This is a genomic window from Fibrobacter sp. UBA4297 (genome assembly GCF_002394865.1).
Taxonomy (GTDB): Bacteria; Fibrobacterota; Fibrobacteria; order Fibrobacterales; family Fibrobacteraceae; genus Fibrobacter.
Genome location: NZ_DGUZ01000012.1, coordinates 96365 through 111105, shown reverse-complemented (window position 1 = coordinate 111105; position 14741 = coordinate 96365). Strand labels below are relative to the sequence as shown.

General features: G+C 51.8%; 10 protein-coding genes. 7 read left to right on the top strand and 3 right to left on the bottom strand.

Annotation, left to right across the window (positions count from 1 at the left end; genetic code table 11):
- Window positions 1–39 precede the first annotated feature (39 nt).
- From B3A20_RS06430 to B3A20_RS06400, 7 genes are all read left to right on the top strand, one after another.
- The gene (locus B3A20_RS06430; protein ID WP_290762922.1) at window positions 40–1512 is read left to right on the top strand and encodes a hypothetical protein; all 1473 of its coding nucleotides are present in this window, start codon (window positions 40–42) and stop codon (window positions 1510–1512) included.
- Window positions 1513–1528: 16 nt separating this feature from the next.
- Entirely contained in the window at window positions 1529–2644 is a 1116-nt protein-coding gene (locus B3A20_RS06425) for a hypothetical protein (RefSeq protein WP_290762921.1), read from the top strand.
- A gap of 198 nt (window positions 2645–2842) precedes the next feature.
- Window positions 2843–4486: a citramalate synthase gene (cimA, locus tag B3A20_RS06420; protein WP_290762920.1), complete on the top strand. Its 1644-nt coding sequence runs from the start codon at window positions 2843–2845 to the stop codon at window positions 4484–4486.
- 69 nt (window positions 4487–4555) lie between these two features.
- On the top strand, window positions 4556–5845 hold the full coding sequence (gene hisD, locus B3A20_RS06415; RefSeq protein WP_073424135.1) for a histidinol dehydrogenase: 1290 nt from the start codon (window positions 4556–4558) through the stop codon (window positions 5843–5845).
- Window positions 5846–6028: 183 nt separating this feature from the next.
- Complete coding sequence (gene purL, locus B3A20_RS06410) at window positions 6029–9904, top strand: phosphoribosylformylglycinamidine synthase (protein ID WP_290762918.1); 3876 nt, start codon at window positions 6029–6031, stop codon at window positions 9902–9904.
- Between the two features lie 177 nt (window positions 9905–10081).
- A complete protein-coding gene (locus tag B3A20_RS06405; RefSeq protein WP_290762917.1) occupies window positions 10082–10690 on the top strand; it encodes an alpha/beta hydrolase in 609 nt (202 codons plus the stop codon).
- Entirely contained in the window at window positions 10672–11166 is a 495-nt protein-coding gene (locus tag B3A20_RS06400; RefSeq protein WP_290762916.1) for a hypothetical protein, read from the top strand. Before B3A20_RS06405 ends, B3A20_RS06400 begins: the two co-directional genes overlap by 19 nt.
- 75 nt (window positions 11167–11241) lie before the next feature.
- Here the strand turns inward: B3A20_RS06400 and B3A20_RS06395 are convergent, their stop codons facing one another.
- From B3A20_RS06395 to nadB, 3 genes are read right to left on the bottom strand one after another with little or no spacing between them, the layout of a single operon-like run.
- On the bottom strand, window positions 11242–12006 hold the full coding sequence (locus B3A20_RS06395; protein ID WP_290762914.1) for a CvpA family protein: 765 nt from the start codon (window positions 12004–12006) through the stop codon (window positions 11242–11244).
- Window positions 12007–12019: 13 nt separating this feature from the next.
- On the bottom strand, window positions 12020–13069 hold the full coding sequence (locus B3A20_RS06390) for a serine/threonine protein kinase (RefSeq protein WP_290762913.1): 1050 nt from the start codon (window positions 13067–13069) through the stop codon (window positions 12020–12022).
- Between the two features lie 22 nt (window positions 13070–13091).
- Entirely contained in the window at window positions 13092–14672 is a 1581-nt protein-coding gene (gene nadB, locus B3A20_RS06385) for an L-aspartate oxidase (RefSeq protein ID WP_290762912.1), read from the bottom strand.
- Window positions 14673–14741 lie beyond the last annotated feature (69 nt).

Sequence of the window (14741 nt, the reverse complement as noted above, 5' to 3'; positions counted from 1 at the left end):
TTAAATGTGGAGTGTGGTACTTTACCCAAGAGGTTGGATATGCGTATTGCTAAAATTTTACCTGTGGCCGCTTTGCCCATGTTTCTGTTTGCTTGTAGTGACGACAATCCGTCATTTAATGCGCCTCAATCTGAGAGCGAAAAACCGCAGGAACAACCTGGTGATACTGTTACCCCAAATATTCCTAATGAAGAATTTAAGCCCATAACAAGGGACTATTCCTTGGTCTGGAAAGGCGAGGGAACAGCTGAAAATCCGTTCCAAATTACAAGCGAACAGGATCTTTCTATGCTGGCGTTTTACGTGAACGACTCGTCGATGACTTTTAAGGACAAATTTTTTAAGCAAACTGCTGATATAGCGTTCACCAAGACCTGGAGCCCAATTGGCGTTTTTGGCAAGAACGTTTACGGCTACGGAAATAGGCCTTTTAGCGGTACTTTTGATGGCGGTCTCAAGACAATTTCGGGGCTGAACATTACCGATACCACAAGCTATAGTGGCTTGTTCGGGCTGACTCGTGGTGCCCACATCTCTAACATTGTTATTAAAGGCGCTAAACTGGATGTTGGTTCCTATGCAGGTGTCCTTGCGGGTAAGATGGATTCGACTACAGTCGAAAATTGCACGTTGGAGGATGTTGAAATCAAGGGTACCGACCGAGTTGGTGGCCTGGTGGGTGAAGCTTCGACGGTCGAAGTTCTGAGCGTGGTTGTGTCAGGAACGGTTCAGGGAACAAATTCTGTAGGCGGTATTGTTGGCCGTATGCAAGATGGTTCCATAGCAACCGTGATGAACAAGGCAAAAGTTTCTGGCTCTGTGACTGTTGCTGGCGTTGTCGGTTCATTTGCTAGTGTAAATACGGATGGTGTGATTATCGATGCCATGAACTATGGAACCGTAAAGGGGACAAAGGATGTGGCTGGCGTTGTCGCTACTCTCTCGTCGACCCGTTTGGAACGCTCCGGAAATTTCGGGGCCGTAGATGCGGATTCTAGCCAGATTGGCAATGTCGGAGGCGTTGTTGCCGTGGCCTCGAGCAAGTCCGTCGTGAAGGAGGTCTTTAATACGGCTCCTATTACGGTCGTAAGGTCTATGTCTGCTGGCGGTGTTATTGGAAGCATGAAGTCTGTTAACGGTTCGGGCATGTTCAATCTTGGTGAGCTTTCTGGCAAGGCGTCCAACATGGGTGGACTTGTTGGTGTTGTTGATGGCGAGACCACGATGGAATCTAGCTATAATGCAGGTAAAATTCCTGATAACAACGTATCTGGAACGGTTGCCGGCAAGGCTGCTTCGTCCGTGACGCTCAAGAATGTCTATTACGACAAGACTGTTGGCGGATCTTGCCTTGTGATTGCAAACCAGATGGGGATGGAACTCCCGAGCGGTTTTGCAACTGAAGAAATGAAGGCTGCGACGTTCATTGCTACTTTGAGCGGGACTGACGGTGTCTGGAAAGCGGGTTCGGCTACATTTGGCGGCTATCCTGCATTTAGTTGGACTGAGTAATTTCTACATTTAGAACATGGCTAAAAAGAAAAAGTTTTGGAAGTCGCCTTCTGCTGAGGCGGCTTTTCGTGGTAAAGAAGACCGTCTTCGCAAGACTCTTTGCGAAATTGTGAACGGACAAAGCCGTTTATTGCACCGCCCGGACGAACTGTACGAGGCTATTGCGAACGGTCTTGACGATATTGAAAAAATCAAGGATGTGAAGCTCCAGCTTGAACTTTTGGCCTGGACGCTTCGCTGCGATTTCTTGGCGTTCAAGGCTGATGATGAGGATATGGATACGTGGAACGACTTGTTCTACGATGCCGGAACGTTCTTTATTGAAGTCGCGAAGACTTATGACGACAAGGATTACATTGCGGACTTGATTCACGATTTGGCTGTACGCCACGTGGGTGGGGAAGGTCGCGAAGTCGTGTTCCTCTCGATTGAAGACGTCATGCCGGTGCAGCGCGCGAAGGCATTGATTGAAGAGCTCTTAGGCGTAATCGATGCGACGGAACTTGAAAATCGCGAAGACGTTCTCGATGCCATTTGCGACATGGCGGATGCCATCAAGGATACGGAAAACTTTGCGAAGGCCTCGCTTTACAAGGACCCGGACAAGAGCAATGCAACGCTCATCGATATTGCAAACTCTTACTTTGTTGCTGGCAACATTTCCATGGCAAAGCAGTGGCTCGGCGATGTGAATGATCCGGGTGCCGAAGACGAAGAAGCGTTCCTCGATTTGCAGGCCGCCATTGCTGACAGCGAAGGCCGCAAGACGGATTGCCTCAAGTACGCCACTCGTTTGTACGAATGCTATCCGAAGGTCATGAACCTTTCGCGGCTTTGTATGCTCAAAGACGATGCTGGTGTCGACAAGCTTTTGTTCGATCACATCAAGTACCGCGATAGTGGCAAGTGCGATACGAGCTTGATGATGCTCCTTGCAAACTTGAAGAAATTCGAATTGCTCGAAAGCTACGTCAATCATTACGAAAAGGATTTGCCTGGCCTCGATGCGTCGGAACTGAATGCGATTTCGGATGAGGTGGAACGCGCCGGTGCAACAGAACTTGCAAAGCACATTCGCGAATGGACGGTTGAAGAACCCGAAGACGCCGAAGCTTTTGACGATAGGGAATAGCGATTACTGCGATAAGCCGGGCGTTGCGGGCTGGCGTCTGAAGCCCGCTAGAGAGGGTGATGGATGGTTCGGCAGGCTCACCAACCTTTTCTATGTCATTAGCCTGACGAAACAGAAATCAGGGGGAGACTTCCCCCACCTAACAACTTCCTACCGTCTACTTCCTACTGTCTACTCTTTTTTTCTATCTTTACAACCATGAATTCTTCTAAAAAAGTCCTTTTATACGATACAACGCTCCGTGACGGTAACCAAGACCGTAAAATAAGTCTCTCCTTAGCTGATAAAGTCCAGATCGCTCGAATTTTGGACCACTTTGGATTTGACTATATTGAAGGCGGTTGGCCGAACCCCAGCAATCCGACCGATGAGGAATTTTTCAAGCTCATCAAGGACGTAAAGCTCAAGCATGCAAAGATTGCTGCGTTTGGCAGCACGCGCCGTCCGGGTATTTTGCCCGAGAACGACCCGCTTTTGCAGGCGCTCATCAAGTCCGAAGCTCCGGTCAAGACGATTTTCGGCAAGAGCTGGGATTTGCATGTGACGGACGTTATCCGCACGACTCTCGAAGAAAACCTCGACATGATCGAGTCTTCTGTCGCATACCTCAAGGAACATTCCGAAGAGGTGATTTACGATGCGGAACATTTTTTCGATGGCTACAAGGCGAATCCGGAATATGCGCTCGAAACGCTCAAGGCAGCCGAACTTGGCCATGCCGATTGCATCGTGCTTTGCGATACGAATGGCGGAACGATGCCGTGGGAGATTGAACAGATTATTGCGGAAGTGCAAAAGCGTATTTCGACGCCGCTGGGCATCCATGTGCATAACGACAGTGGACTTGCCGTGGCAAACTCGATTTACGCTGTGAAGGCGGGCTGTATCATGGTGCAGGGCGTGGTGAATGGTTACGGTGAACGCTGTGGTAACGCCAACCTCACGACGATTGCTGCTGATTTGAAGTTCAAGATGGACTGCGATTTTACCGCTGCAAAGAAGCTCTCGCACTTGCGCCAGTTGAGCAGCAATATCGACCAGATTGTAAATTTGCCCAGTGACGTGCATGCTCCGTACGTGGGCGATGCCGCATTTGCCCATAAGGGGGGTGCCCACATCGATGGCGTCATGAAGGTCAGCCGCAGTTTTGAACATATCGACCCGCATTCCGTGGGCAACGACCGCGTGTTCGTGACAAGCGACCAGGCCGGTGGTTCTCTCGTTGTCGAAAAGCTCAAGGCCATCAAGCCGGGTATCGACAAGAAGGATCCGGTGGTGGCAAGCCTCCTCAAGGAAATCAAGGAACGCGAAAATGCGGGCTGGCATTTCGATAGTGCCGAAGCGAGTTTTAAGTTGCTCGTGTACCGCCACTTGGGAATGGTCAAGGAACCGTTCAAGGTCTTGAACTATCGCGTCATTGAAGACAAGACTCCGCAGGGTGTATCCGTGTCGCAGGCAACGGTCAAGCTCCAGGTGGGCGACAAGATTAGCCATCAGGTGAGCGAGGGCGATGGCCCGGTGAACGCACTCGATGCCGCTCTCCGCAAGGCGCTTTTGCCGTTCTTCCCGTGCATGGAAAGTGTGCGCCTGGACGATTTCAAGGTACGCGTGCTGGGTTCCAATGTGGCATCCGATGCAACGGTTCGCGTGTGGACGACGTTTGGCGATGAACACGGCTACTGGAATATGGTCGGCGTTTCGAGCAACATCATTGAGGCCTGTTGGACTGCTTTTGTCGATGGCCTTACATACAAGATTTTGCTTGAAGACAACGTTATCCCGAATGCATACAAGCATTTGGATGTGGCCGCCTCAAGCGAAGGGCTCGCCGAAAACGCTTAGTTTGCGTGAAATCTTGTAAGAGTGCACAAAAGTCGAGTTTAAGAGTTTAAAAACAGAAGGTCTGTTAAAATGAAAATCGTAAAAGTCACTCCGAAGTCTCAAGAGATTGACAGAATTTGTGGTCGTGAAGTAGCTCCGAGCAAGGAAATTCACGACAAGGTCATGGACATCCTCGCCGACATCAAGAACGGCGGTTATGCCAAGGCTGTGGAATACGCTCAGAAGTTCGATGGCCTCAAGGGTAAGAACCTCCGCGTGTCCGAAGCCGAAATCAAGAAGTCTGCTGCCAAGTGCCCGCCTGAAATGCAGCGTGCGCTCAAGCAGGCTATCAAGAACGTCCGCGATTTCCACGTGAACCAGATGGAAGATTCCTGGCTCATGGAAGGCAAGGACGGCGTGGTTCTCGGTCAGCGTATCCGCCCGATGAAACGCGTGGGCCTTTATGTTCCTGGTGGTGCTGGCATTTACCCGAGCACGGTCATCATGAATGCGGTCCCGGCCATTGTCGCAGGTGTCAAGGACATCGTTGTCGTGACTCCGATCAAGGGCGAAATCAACCGCGCGGTCGCTTTTGTGCTTTGCGAACTCGGCATTACCGAAGTTTACCATATCGGTGGCGCTCAGGCTATCGGTATGCTCGCTTACGGTGCCAAGGATGGCAAGGGCAAGGTTGTCGTGGAACGCGTCGACAAGATTGTGGGCCCGGGTAACGTTTTTGCCGCTGTCGCGAAGAAGGAAGTTTTTGGCATTGTGGATATCGACATGGTGGCAGGCCCGTCCGAAGTGCTCGTGCTTGCAGACAATACCTGCGATCCGGACTTTGTCGCTGCTGACCTCTTGAGCCAGGCAGAACACGGTTCTGGCTTTGAAGCCGCCATCTGCATTACGGACAACATGGAAACCGCACAGATGATTAGTGAATGTGTGGACATCCAGGTCGAAAATTCCCCGAAGAAGGAACTTTTGACGAAGGTGCTCGATAACTTCGGTCGCATCCTCGTGGTGAAGGATTGGTTCGACGGTGTGGCCATTGCTAACGCCATTGCTCCGGAACACATGGAAATTATGACGGACGAAGCCGAATCCATGGCGGCCCAGATTGAAAATGCGGGTGCCGTGTTTATCGGCCCGTGGTCTTCTGAACCGGTGGGCGACTACTTTGCAGGCCCGAACCACGTTCTCCCCACGAACGGCACGGGTCGCTTCTTTAGCCCGCTCGGCGTCTATGACTTCCTCAAGCGCATGAGCATCATCAAGTACTCCGAAAAGGCTATCAAGAAGAACGCAAAGGCAATTGCTGTCGTGGCTAATGAAGAAGGCTTCATCCACCACGCCGCCGCAGTCCTCAAGAGACTGTAATTGTGAATTGTCATTCCGGCCGGAGCTTGTGCTGAGCGCAGTCGAAGTATGCCGGAATCGCCTTACACAGTTCTATTTTCATTTTATGAAACGGCTCCGCATTTTGCGGAGCTTTTTCCGTTTGAAAATATCCTCAAATTGCTATATTTGCGGCGTAAAATATTTAGGCTAAAAGAGGTCAAAATGCTCATTCTTCGTGGTACTCCGGCTCTGTCGGATTTCCGTCTGCAAAAGCTTTCATCTGATTTTAAGGCCGCTGGGATTCCGGTTGCATCTGTGTATGCCGAATTCCTCCATGTGGTGGATTTGTCCGCCGACCTGACCGATTCCGAAAAGGAAACGCTCGAAAAGGTCCTTCATTACGGCCCGATGCGCGAAGTCAAGGCGCTCGAAGGTGAACTCTTTGTGGTCTGCCCGCGTCCGGGTACGATTAGCCCGTGGAGCTCCAAAGCGACCGATATCGCTCACATCTGCGGCCTCCCGGCTATCAAGCGCATTGAACGTGCTATTGCTTACTACGTGAAGTTTGAAGGTGCTGCTCCAGCTGGCGCCCGTGAAAAGATTTCTGCCAAGATTCACGACCGCATGACGCAGGCTGTGTTTGCCGACACTGCCGCTCTCGAAGTTCTCTTCAGCAAGGAAGAACCGCGTCCGCTCAATGTGATTCCGGTGCTTACCGAAGGCCGCAACGCTCTCGTGAAGGCTGACAAGGAAATGGGTCTTGCCCTCTCCGCCGACGAAATCGATTATCTCGTCAAGAACTTCACTGAACTCAAGCGCAACCCGACCGACGTTGAACTTTACATGTTCGCTCAGGCCAACTCGGAACACTGCCGTCACAAGGTGTTCGGTGCCGAATGGACCATCGATGGCGTGAAGCAGGACAAGTCCTTGTTCCAGATGATCAAGAACACTTACCAGCTTCACAATTCCAACATCTTCAGCGCTTATAAGGATAACGCGGCTGTGATGAAAGGTGCAACGGCTGGACGTTTCTACGCGGATCCGCGTACGAACAAGTACGACTTCCACAACGAAGAAGTCGATATTTTGATGAAGGTCGAAACCCACAACCACCCGACGGCCATTTCTCCGTTCCCGGGTGCCGCTACGGGTAGTGGTGGCGAAATCCGCGACGAAGGTGCCACGGGTAAGGGTTCCAAGCCGAAGGCCGGCCTTACGGGCTTCAGCGTTTCAAACCTCAAGCTTCCGGGTGCAGTTCAGCCGTGGGAAAAGGACTTCGGAAGCCCGTCCCGCATTGCGTCTGCTTTGGACATTATGATCGAAGGTCCGCTCGGCGGCGCAGCATTCAACAACGAATATGGCCGTCCGAACATCCTCGGTTACTTCCGTACTTTTGAACAGGAAGTTTCTTCTGAAAAGGGTACCGAAGTTCGCGGTTACCACAAGCCGATTATGTTGGCTGGCGGTCTTGGCAACATCAAGCACCAGCACATTGAAAAGGGTCACATCGACCCGGGTGACCACCTGATCGTTCTCGGCGGTCCGGCGATGCTCATCGGTCTCGGTGGCGGTGCTGCAAGCTCTGTCGCAAACGGTGCCGGTAATGAATCCCTCGACTTTGCTTCTGTGCAACGTGAAAACCCGGAAATGGAACGCCGCTGCCAGGAAGTCATCGACCGCTGCTGGGCGATGAACGAAGAAAACCCGATTACGTTTATTCATGACGTGGGTGCAGGTGGACTTTCGAACGCTTTCCCGGAACTGGTGAACGATGGCGGCCTCGGCGGTAAGTTTGAACTCCGCAACGTGCCGAACGACGAACCGGGCATGAGTCCGTTTGAAATCTGGAGTAACGAATCCCAGGAACGTTATGTGATCGCAATCGCCGGCGACAAGCTCGACGTGTTCGATGCAATCTGTAAGCGCGAACGTTGCCCGTACGCTGTGGTGGGCGAAGCGATTCCAGAAAAGCACTTGACCCTTACCGACAAGTACTTCGGTACGACTCCGATTGATATGCCGCTCGGTGTGCTTCTCGGCAAACCGCCGCGCATGATCCGCAATGAAAAGTCCCAGAAGCGTCCGCTTTCTTCCACGGTGGTTCCGGCTGGCGTGACGGTGAAGGATGTGGCTCACCGCGTGCTTGCAAACCCGACCGTTGCCGATAAGACGTTCCTCATTTCTATCGGTGACCGTTCCGTGACGGGTATGATTTGCCGCGATCAGATGGTTGGTCCGTGGCAGGTGCCGGTTGCAGACTGCGCCGTGACGAGTGCTACGCTCGACACTTACGAAGGTGAAGTCATGAGCATGGGCGAACGCGCTCCGATTGCTTTGATTTCTCCGGCTGCCGCTGCCCGCATGACGGTGGCGGAATCCCTCACGAACATGGCTGCCGCTTGCGTGCCGGATATGGGCCGCGTGAATTTGTCTGCAAACTGGATGGCCACGCCGAACTACGAAGGCGATGGTGCTGACCTTTATGAAGCCGTGAAGTCCATCGGTATGGAACTCTGCCCGGAACTTGGCATTACGATTCCGGTGGGTAAGGACTCCATGAGCATGAGCACCGTGTGGCAGGACGAAAAGGGTAGCCACCGCGTGACCGCTCCGATTTCGCTCGTGATTAGTGCCTTTGCTCCGTGCGCTGACGTTCGCAAGACGCTCACGCCGCAACTCTTGCAGAAGAAGGACACGACGCTTGTGCTCGTGGACCTCGCTCGCGGCAAGAACCGTATGGGTGCATCCATTGCCGCTCAGGTTTACAACAACCTCGGTGACAAGGCTCCGGATGTCGATTCCGCCAAGGAACTTCGTGCCTTCTTCGAAACCATCCAGAAGCTCAATGCCGATGGCAAGATTATGGCTTACCACGACAAGAGCGATGGCGGTCTCTACACGACGGTTGTCGAAATGGCTTTCGCAGGTCATGTGGGTGTAACGCTCGATGCAGCAGCACTCCAGGGCAACGTCATCGACGCTCTCTTCAACGAAGAACTCGGTGCCGTTCTCCAGGTCGCAAATGCAGATCTCGCTGCTGTGAAGGCTGCTTTCGAAGCCGCTGGTCTTGGCGATACCGTTTCTGAAATCGGTAAGCTCAACGATACGTACAACATTGTGATTGGCGACTACGCCGAAGGCCTCTCTGACCTGCGCGCCATTTGGAGCGATACGACTCGCCGCATCGCCGCTCTCCGTGACAATCCGGAATGTGCCGAAAGCGAATACAAGCTCAAGCTCGAACAGGACGATCCGGGTATCACGCCGAAGGTCACCTTCGACGTGGCGGCGTCCGCCAAGATTATCAAGGACTACGCAAGCCGCCCGAAGATGGCGATTCTCCGCGAACAGGGCGTCAACGGCGAACTCGAAATGGCTGCCGCCTTCCAGAAGGCTGGCTTTGAATCCATTGACGTTCACATGACCGACATTCTCGAAGGCCGCGTAAGCCTCAAGGACTTCAACGGTCTCGTGGCTTGCGGTGGCTTCAGCTATGGTGACGTTCTCGGTGCAGGTGAAGGCTGGGCCAAGAGCATCTTGTTCAACCCGAAGGCTCGCGCTGAATTTGAAGCTTACTTCAACCGCAAGGATACCTTTACGCTCGGCGTCTGCAACGGCTGCCAGATGGTCTCGAACCTCAAGGATTTGATTCCGGGCGCTAAGCACTGGCCGCGCTTTGTGCAGAACATCTCCGAACGCTTCGAAGCTCGTTACTGCTCTTTGAAGGTCGAAGATACGCCGGCTGTGCTCCTCAAGGGCATGGCAGGTTCTGTCCTCCCGATCGCTGTTGCTCACGGTGAAGGCCGTGCTGAATTCGCAAGCCGCGAAGCTGCTGAAGCCTGCCTCAAGACAGGTCTCGTGGCTCTCCGCTATGTCGACGGCAAGCACGAATACACCGAACGCTATCCGCTCAACCCGAACGGTTCTCCGTTTGGCATCAACGGCCTCTGCTCTGAAGATGGCCGTGCGCTTGTGATGATGCCGCACCCGGAACGCGTATTCCGCACCTGCCAATACTCTTGGCACCCGGCAGAATGGGGTGAAGATGGCCCGTGGATGCAGCTGTTCCGCAACGGCCGAATCTTCGTCGGGTAATCCCCTTTACTTGTCACCCCGGCTGTCATCCCGGACTCCGTTCCGGGACGGGGTCGGCATATACGCTTGAAAAATCCGCTTCTTGCTTTACCGCAGGGGCGGATTTTTGCTGAATCCCTATCTCTAGCCGATTGGTGTAGATTTTTGTATTTTCTAGGCGAAAAAAGCGAAAAAGAAATGAAAAAGCTTGTTATTTACGTTCATGGGAAAAGCGGCAATGCCGACGAGGCCAATCATTACAAGACCCTTTTTCCAGATTTTGATGTCGTCGGTTTTGATTACAAGGCAGAAACCCCGTGGGATGCCAAGCAGGAATTCTCTGCCTATTTTGATTCGGTTACTGCAGACTACGACGATGTCGTGCTTATCGCAAATAGCATTGGCGCGTTCTTCTCGATGAACGCTTTGGGCGAAAAACGCATCAAGCAGGCGCTCTTCATTTCGCCGATGGTGAACTTGGAAAAGCTCATTTGCAATATGATGCTTTGGGCGAACGTCTCCGAAGATGAACTCCGCGAAAAAGGTGAAATTGCGACGAACTTTGGCGAGACGCTTTCCTGGAAATACCTTTGCTACGTGCGAGAAAATCCCATCAAATGGAATATCTCGACGCATATTTTGTACGGCTCCAATGACAATTTGACCGATCTCGAAACGATGCGAGATTTTGCTGAAAAAGTGGGTGCAACGCTTACGATTATGCAAGGTGGCGAACATTGGTTCCATACTGACGAACAGATGGATTTTTTAGACAGGTGGATTGAAAAATGTCAGAACAAACATTAACTCGCGAAAACTTAATTGAATTTTTCGGTGAACAGGAATATGAAAAACTCTGCCGCCACGAGGCGGGCCACGCTTTAATAGCTTTCTTGTTCAAACGCCAGATTGATTACGTCAGAATCAACAATTCCAAGGAAAAGCCGAGCGTTACGCGCATGCCCGGAAGCTCGCTCGACGGGGCCGCTCACATCGCTATTGCAGGCCACATGTCGGACTTTTTAATCCGTAAAAATTTTGCTTGCGACCTCGACACTGTCATGAAAGAACTCCCGATGGAACTTTACAAGAGCGATCCTGATTACCAGAGTTTCCAAGCGGCTTGCTATTACTACCAGCTTGCCGAAACAAACGTCGTCGAACAAGTTTACAACCTTATGATGGCTTGCCAAAAGTCGCTCACCGCAATCGTCGCCGCCTTAAGCGAAAAGACGAATTTGAGTGGAGCCGACCTCGCCGCCATAATGAGCGGAAAGGCTTAATATTTGAGGTTAATTGTTGCACTCCATTTTGAGTTGTATAAAAAAGAGGCCTTAGAGCCTCTTTTTTTGATTCGGTTATTTAGAATTAGTTTTTACTTTACTTGTATCTTTGGGGGCGTTTGACTTGTCGTTTTCAAAAGCCTTGATGGCGGCGTCTTTGGCAGCGTCTTTAGCGGCGATGGCTGCATCTTTTGCTTTTTCGGCAGTTTCACTAACTTTGTTTGCAACGCTATCTGCGGCATTCTTGACTGCTGCCTTAGCGCTATCCGCAGCTTCTTCTGCCGTGTCTTTGGCTTTGTCGATTGTCTTGTCTGTGATTGTCTTGGTAAGCTCGCTTGCTTTTTCCTTGGCCATCTTGCGAAGGTTCACTTCGTCAGAGGAGTACCCCATGGCTTCGATTGAAGACTTGTATATGCTGTATGAAACGGCGTCGTTGCGCATTGCTTTAAGGGACCCTTCAACGGGGAGCAAGTGCAGGACTGTGAGCAGCACGAAACAGATAAGTGAAGCTTTGAGAACTCCGAACAACAGCCCTAGAATGCGGTTTGTCTTGCCGACAATAGTGTTCTTGATGGAATCACCGACGATGTGTCCGATGAACGAGAATAGAAGAAACGGTACCAAAAAACCGATGCAGGTACAAATGAGGTGTGCCGCAAAATCACCGAAAGCGAAATTTCTGATAAAAAAATCACCTAAAAGGTCTTGGGCGAAGTACGCTCCCAAAATGGCGGCAACCCATCCGCAGAGCTTGAACACGCTGCTCAAAAGTCCGCGCCACAGACCAAGGACGCTGAACACCAGTAAGCACGCGGCGCATGCTATATCAATCCAATTCATTGGACAAATCCTTTTAAACCGCTAACTGAATAGCGAGAAACGCCATTGCAGTTACTATCACTCCAAGTATAAATCCTATTCCATACTTAAATGTAGTTTTTTGTGGCTTGGGCGATATGACTGAATCGACGGGTTGGTCTTCGTTTACTGTGTCTGCCCAGTCGGCAATGTATGGTGTCATGTCGCGCGGGTATTCCTTCATGATGTTGGCGAGGTCATTAGCGGCGTCGCATGCCGAAGAGGGGCGTTTGCTGGCTCGTTTGTTGAGAAGTTTCAGCACGAACTTGCGGAGCGGCTTTGGAACATCGTTCGGGAATACTTCGAGCTTGAACTTCATCTTGAGGATGTTTTCGCGAGTCTCTTCGAAGTCCTTGCCGCGGAAAAGGTTTTCGCCAATAAGCATTTCGCTTGCGATGATGCCTACGCTAAAGAGGTCGCTTGCGTAATTGACTTTTTGACCCATGATTTGTTCTGGGCTCATGTAGGCGGCAGTCCCGATGATGCAACCAGTTTGCGTCAGTTCCTTGCCGATTTCGAGCGGGGTATCTGTATGCGCAATGCCAAAGTCGAGGAGGCGTACTCGTCCGTCCTTGTCAATCATCATATTTGCTGGTTTCAAGTCGCGGTGGGTCACGCCGTTTCTGTGGGCGTGGCTAAGTGCGCTCAAGAGCTCGTACAAAATGGTCTCGACAACCCAGACGGGCGGTCGCTTGTTTTTCAGCAGTAAATCCTTGAGGCTTGAACCTTGTACGTATTCCATCGACATCGTGTAGTTGCCGTCGCTATCCTTCCAGAGGGCGTACGGCTGGATGATGCTTGGATGGTTCAGGTGGGCGAGGATGCTCCCTTCTTGCAGGAATCTCTTGATGTAGATGTCCTGCTGGTTCAAGTTTGTATTGAGTCTTTTGGCAACGACGAGCCTGTCGAGAGACGGGTCCCTGCAAAGCCACAGGCTACCCATGGCTCCGCTGTTGAGAGCTTGTATTGGCTTGTATCCGCCGATTTTAGACGGAAGCTGATCTTTAACTTTCTTCCTGGACTGTGTTGCCTTGACCTCTTCCATGCTGCCCTATATAGAAAAAGATTTATTTCTTGTCGCTCAAGTAAATGCTCTGGTGCTTTGTCTTCGGGTCCTGATTCGGGTAATCGAGGATGTAGTGGAGCCCGCGAGATTCCTTGCGACGGAGGGCGGCAATGAGAATCATCTTGGAAACCTGAAGGGCGTTCAGGAATTCAAGGTAGTGCAAGTTTTCTGTTTCTTTGTTCTTGATGGCGGTATCGACATCCTTCTGGAGTTCTTCGATGACCTTGAGACCTTGGTTGAGGCCAGCGACGGTACGGACAATGCCGCAGTGCGTCCACATCATGTCTTGGAGCATCTTCTTGCGCTTCTTCCAGTAGGCAGCCTTTGTGAAGCTGACTGTTTCTTTCTTGGACTTAGGTGCAGTGAATTTATCCTTAGTAATGCCGCTCTTTTCGATATCATCGACAGCGCGGATGGCAAAAACAACGCTTTCCAAAAGCGAGTTAGAGGCGAGACGGTTTGCGCCATGGACGCCCGTTGCAGCAACTTCGCCGCAAGCGTAGAGTCCCTTGATTTCGGTACGGGACCAGGTGTCGACGAGAACGCCACCGCACATGTAGTGAGCTGCCGGAACGACCGGAATCCATTCCTTCGTGATGTCGATGCCTGCATCCATGCACTTAGAATAAATGTGCGGGAAGTGGCTCTTGATGTCCTTTGGCGTGCGGCCAGAAAGGTCGATGAACATGTGGTCCTTGCCGAGACGCTGCATTTCGCTGTGGATAGCGCGAGCGACGATGTCACGCGGGGCGAGGGAGTGCAGCGGGTGCACCTGGTTCATGAATTCTTCGCCCTTGTCGTTCTTGAGGATGCCGCCGAAACCACGTACGGCTTCGGAAATGAGGAACGGCTTCTTGAACTTCGGTGCGTACAAGCTAGTCGGGTGGAACTGCATGAACTCGATATCCTGGAGGGCGGCGCCAGCGCGGGCGGCAATCGCCATGCCGTCGCCACAGCTGTCGGGCGGGCAGACGGTGTACTGCCAAATGCGGCCTGCACCACCTGTCGAAAGGATGGTGGCCTTGGCGTAGATGCTTTCGACTTCGCCGGTCTTCTGGTGGATGATTTTTGCGCCGACGCAACGCTTGTTCTTGCCATCGCCTTCGCAAATCAAGTCCTTGATATAGCAGTTTTCAAGGTAGTCGATGTTCTTTTGTTTGTGAAGCTCGCAGAGGAGGGCACGCATAATCTCTTTACCGGTGAGGTCTGCGGCGTGCAAAATGCGGTGGTGGCTGTGCCCGCCTTCAAGGTGGAGGTCAAATTGCGATTTATCCTCGGGCGACGGTGTGAACTGGACGCCCCACTTTACGAGCTGCTTGATGGTCGAAGGACCGCTCTTGGTAAGGATGTTGACCGGTTCCTTTTTGCAGAGGCCTGCGCCTGCTTCGAGCGTGTCTGCAATGTGGAATTCAAACTTGTCGGACTTTTCGGTAACAGTAGCGATTCCGCCCTGGGCGTAGTTGGACGATCCGTCCGGCTTTGCTCCTTTGGTCAGGATAACTACGTGGAAACCTTTTTCTGCCGCGTGGAGAGCTGCGCTCAATCCAGAAATGCCGGCACCCAGAACCAAAATATCGTACATGAGATACTCCAAAGGAATTGTTGTATTTTTATATCCCATAAATAGAAAAAATAGGGCTTTTCGGCATTA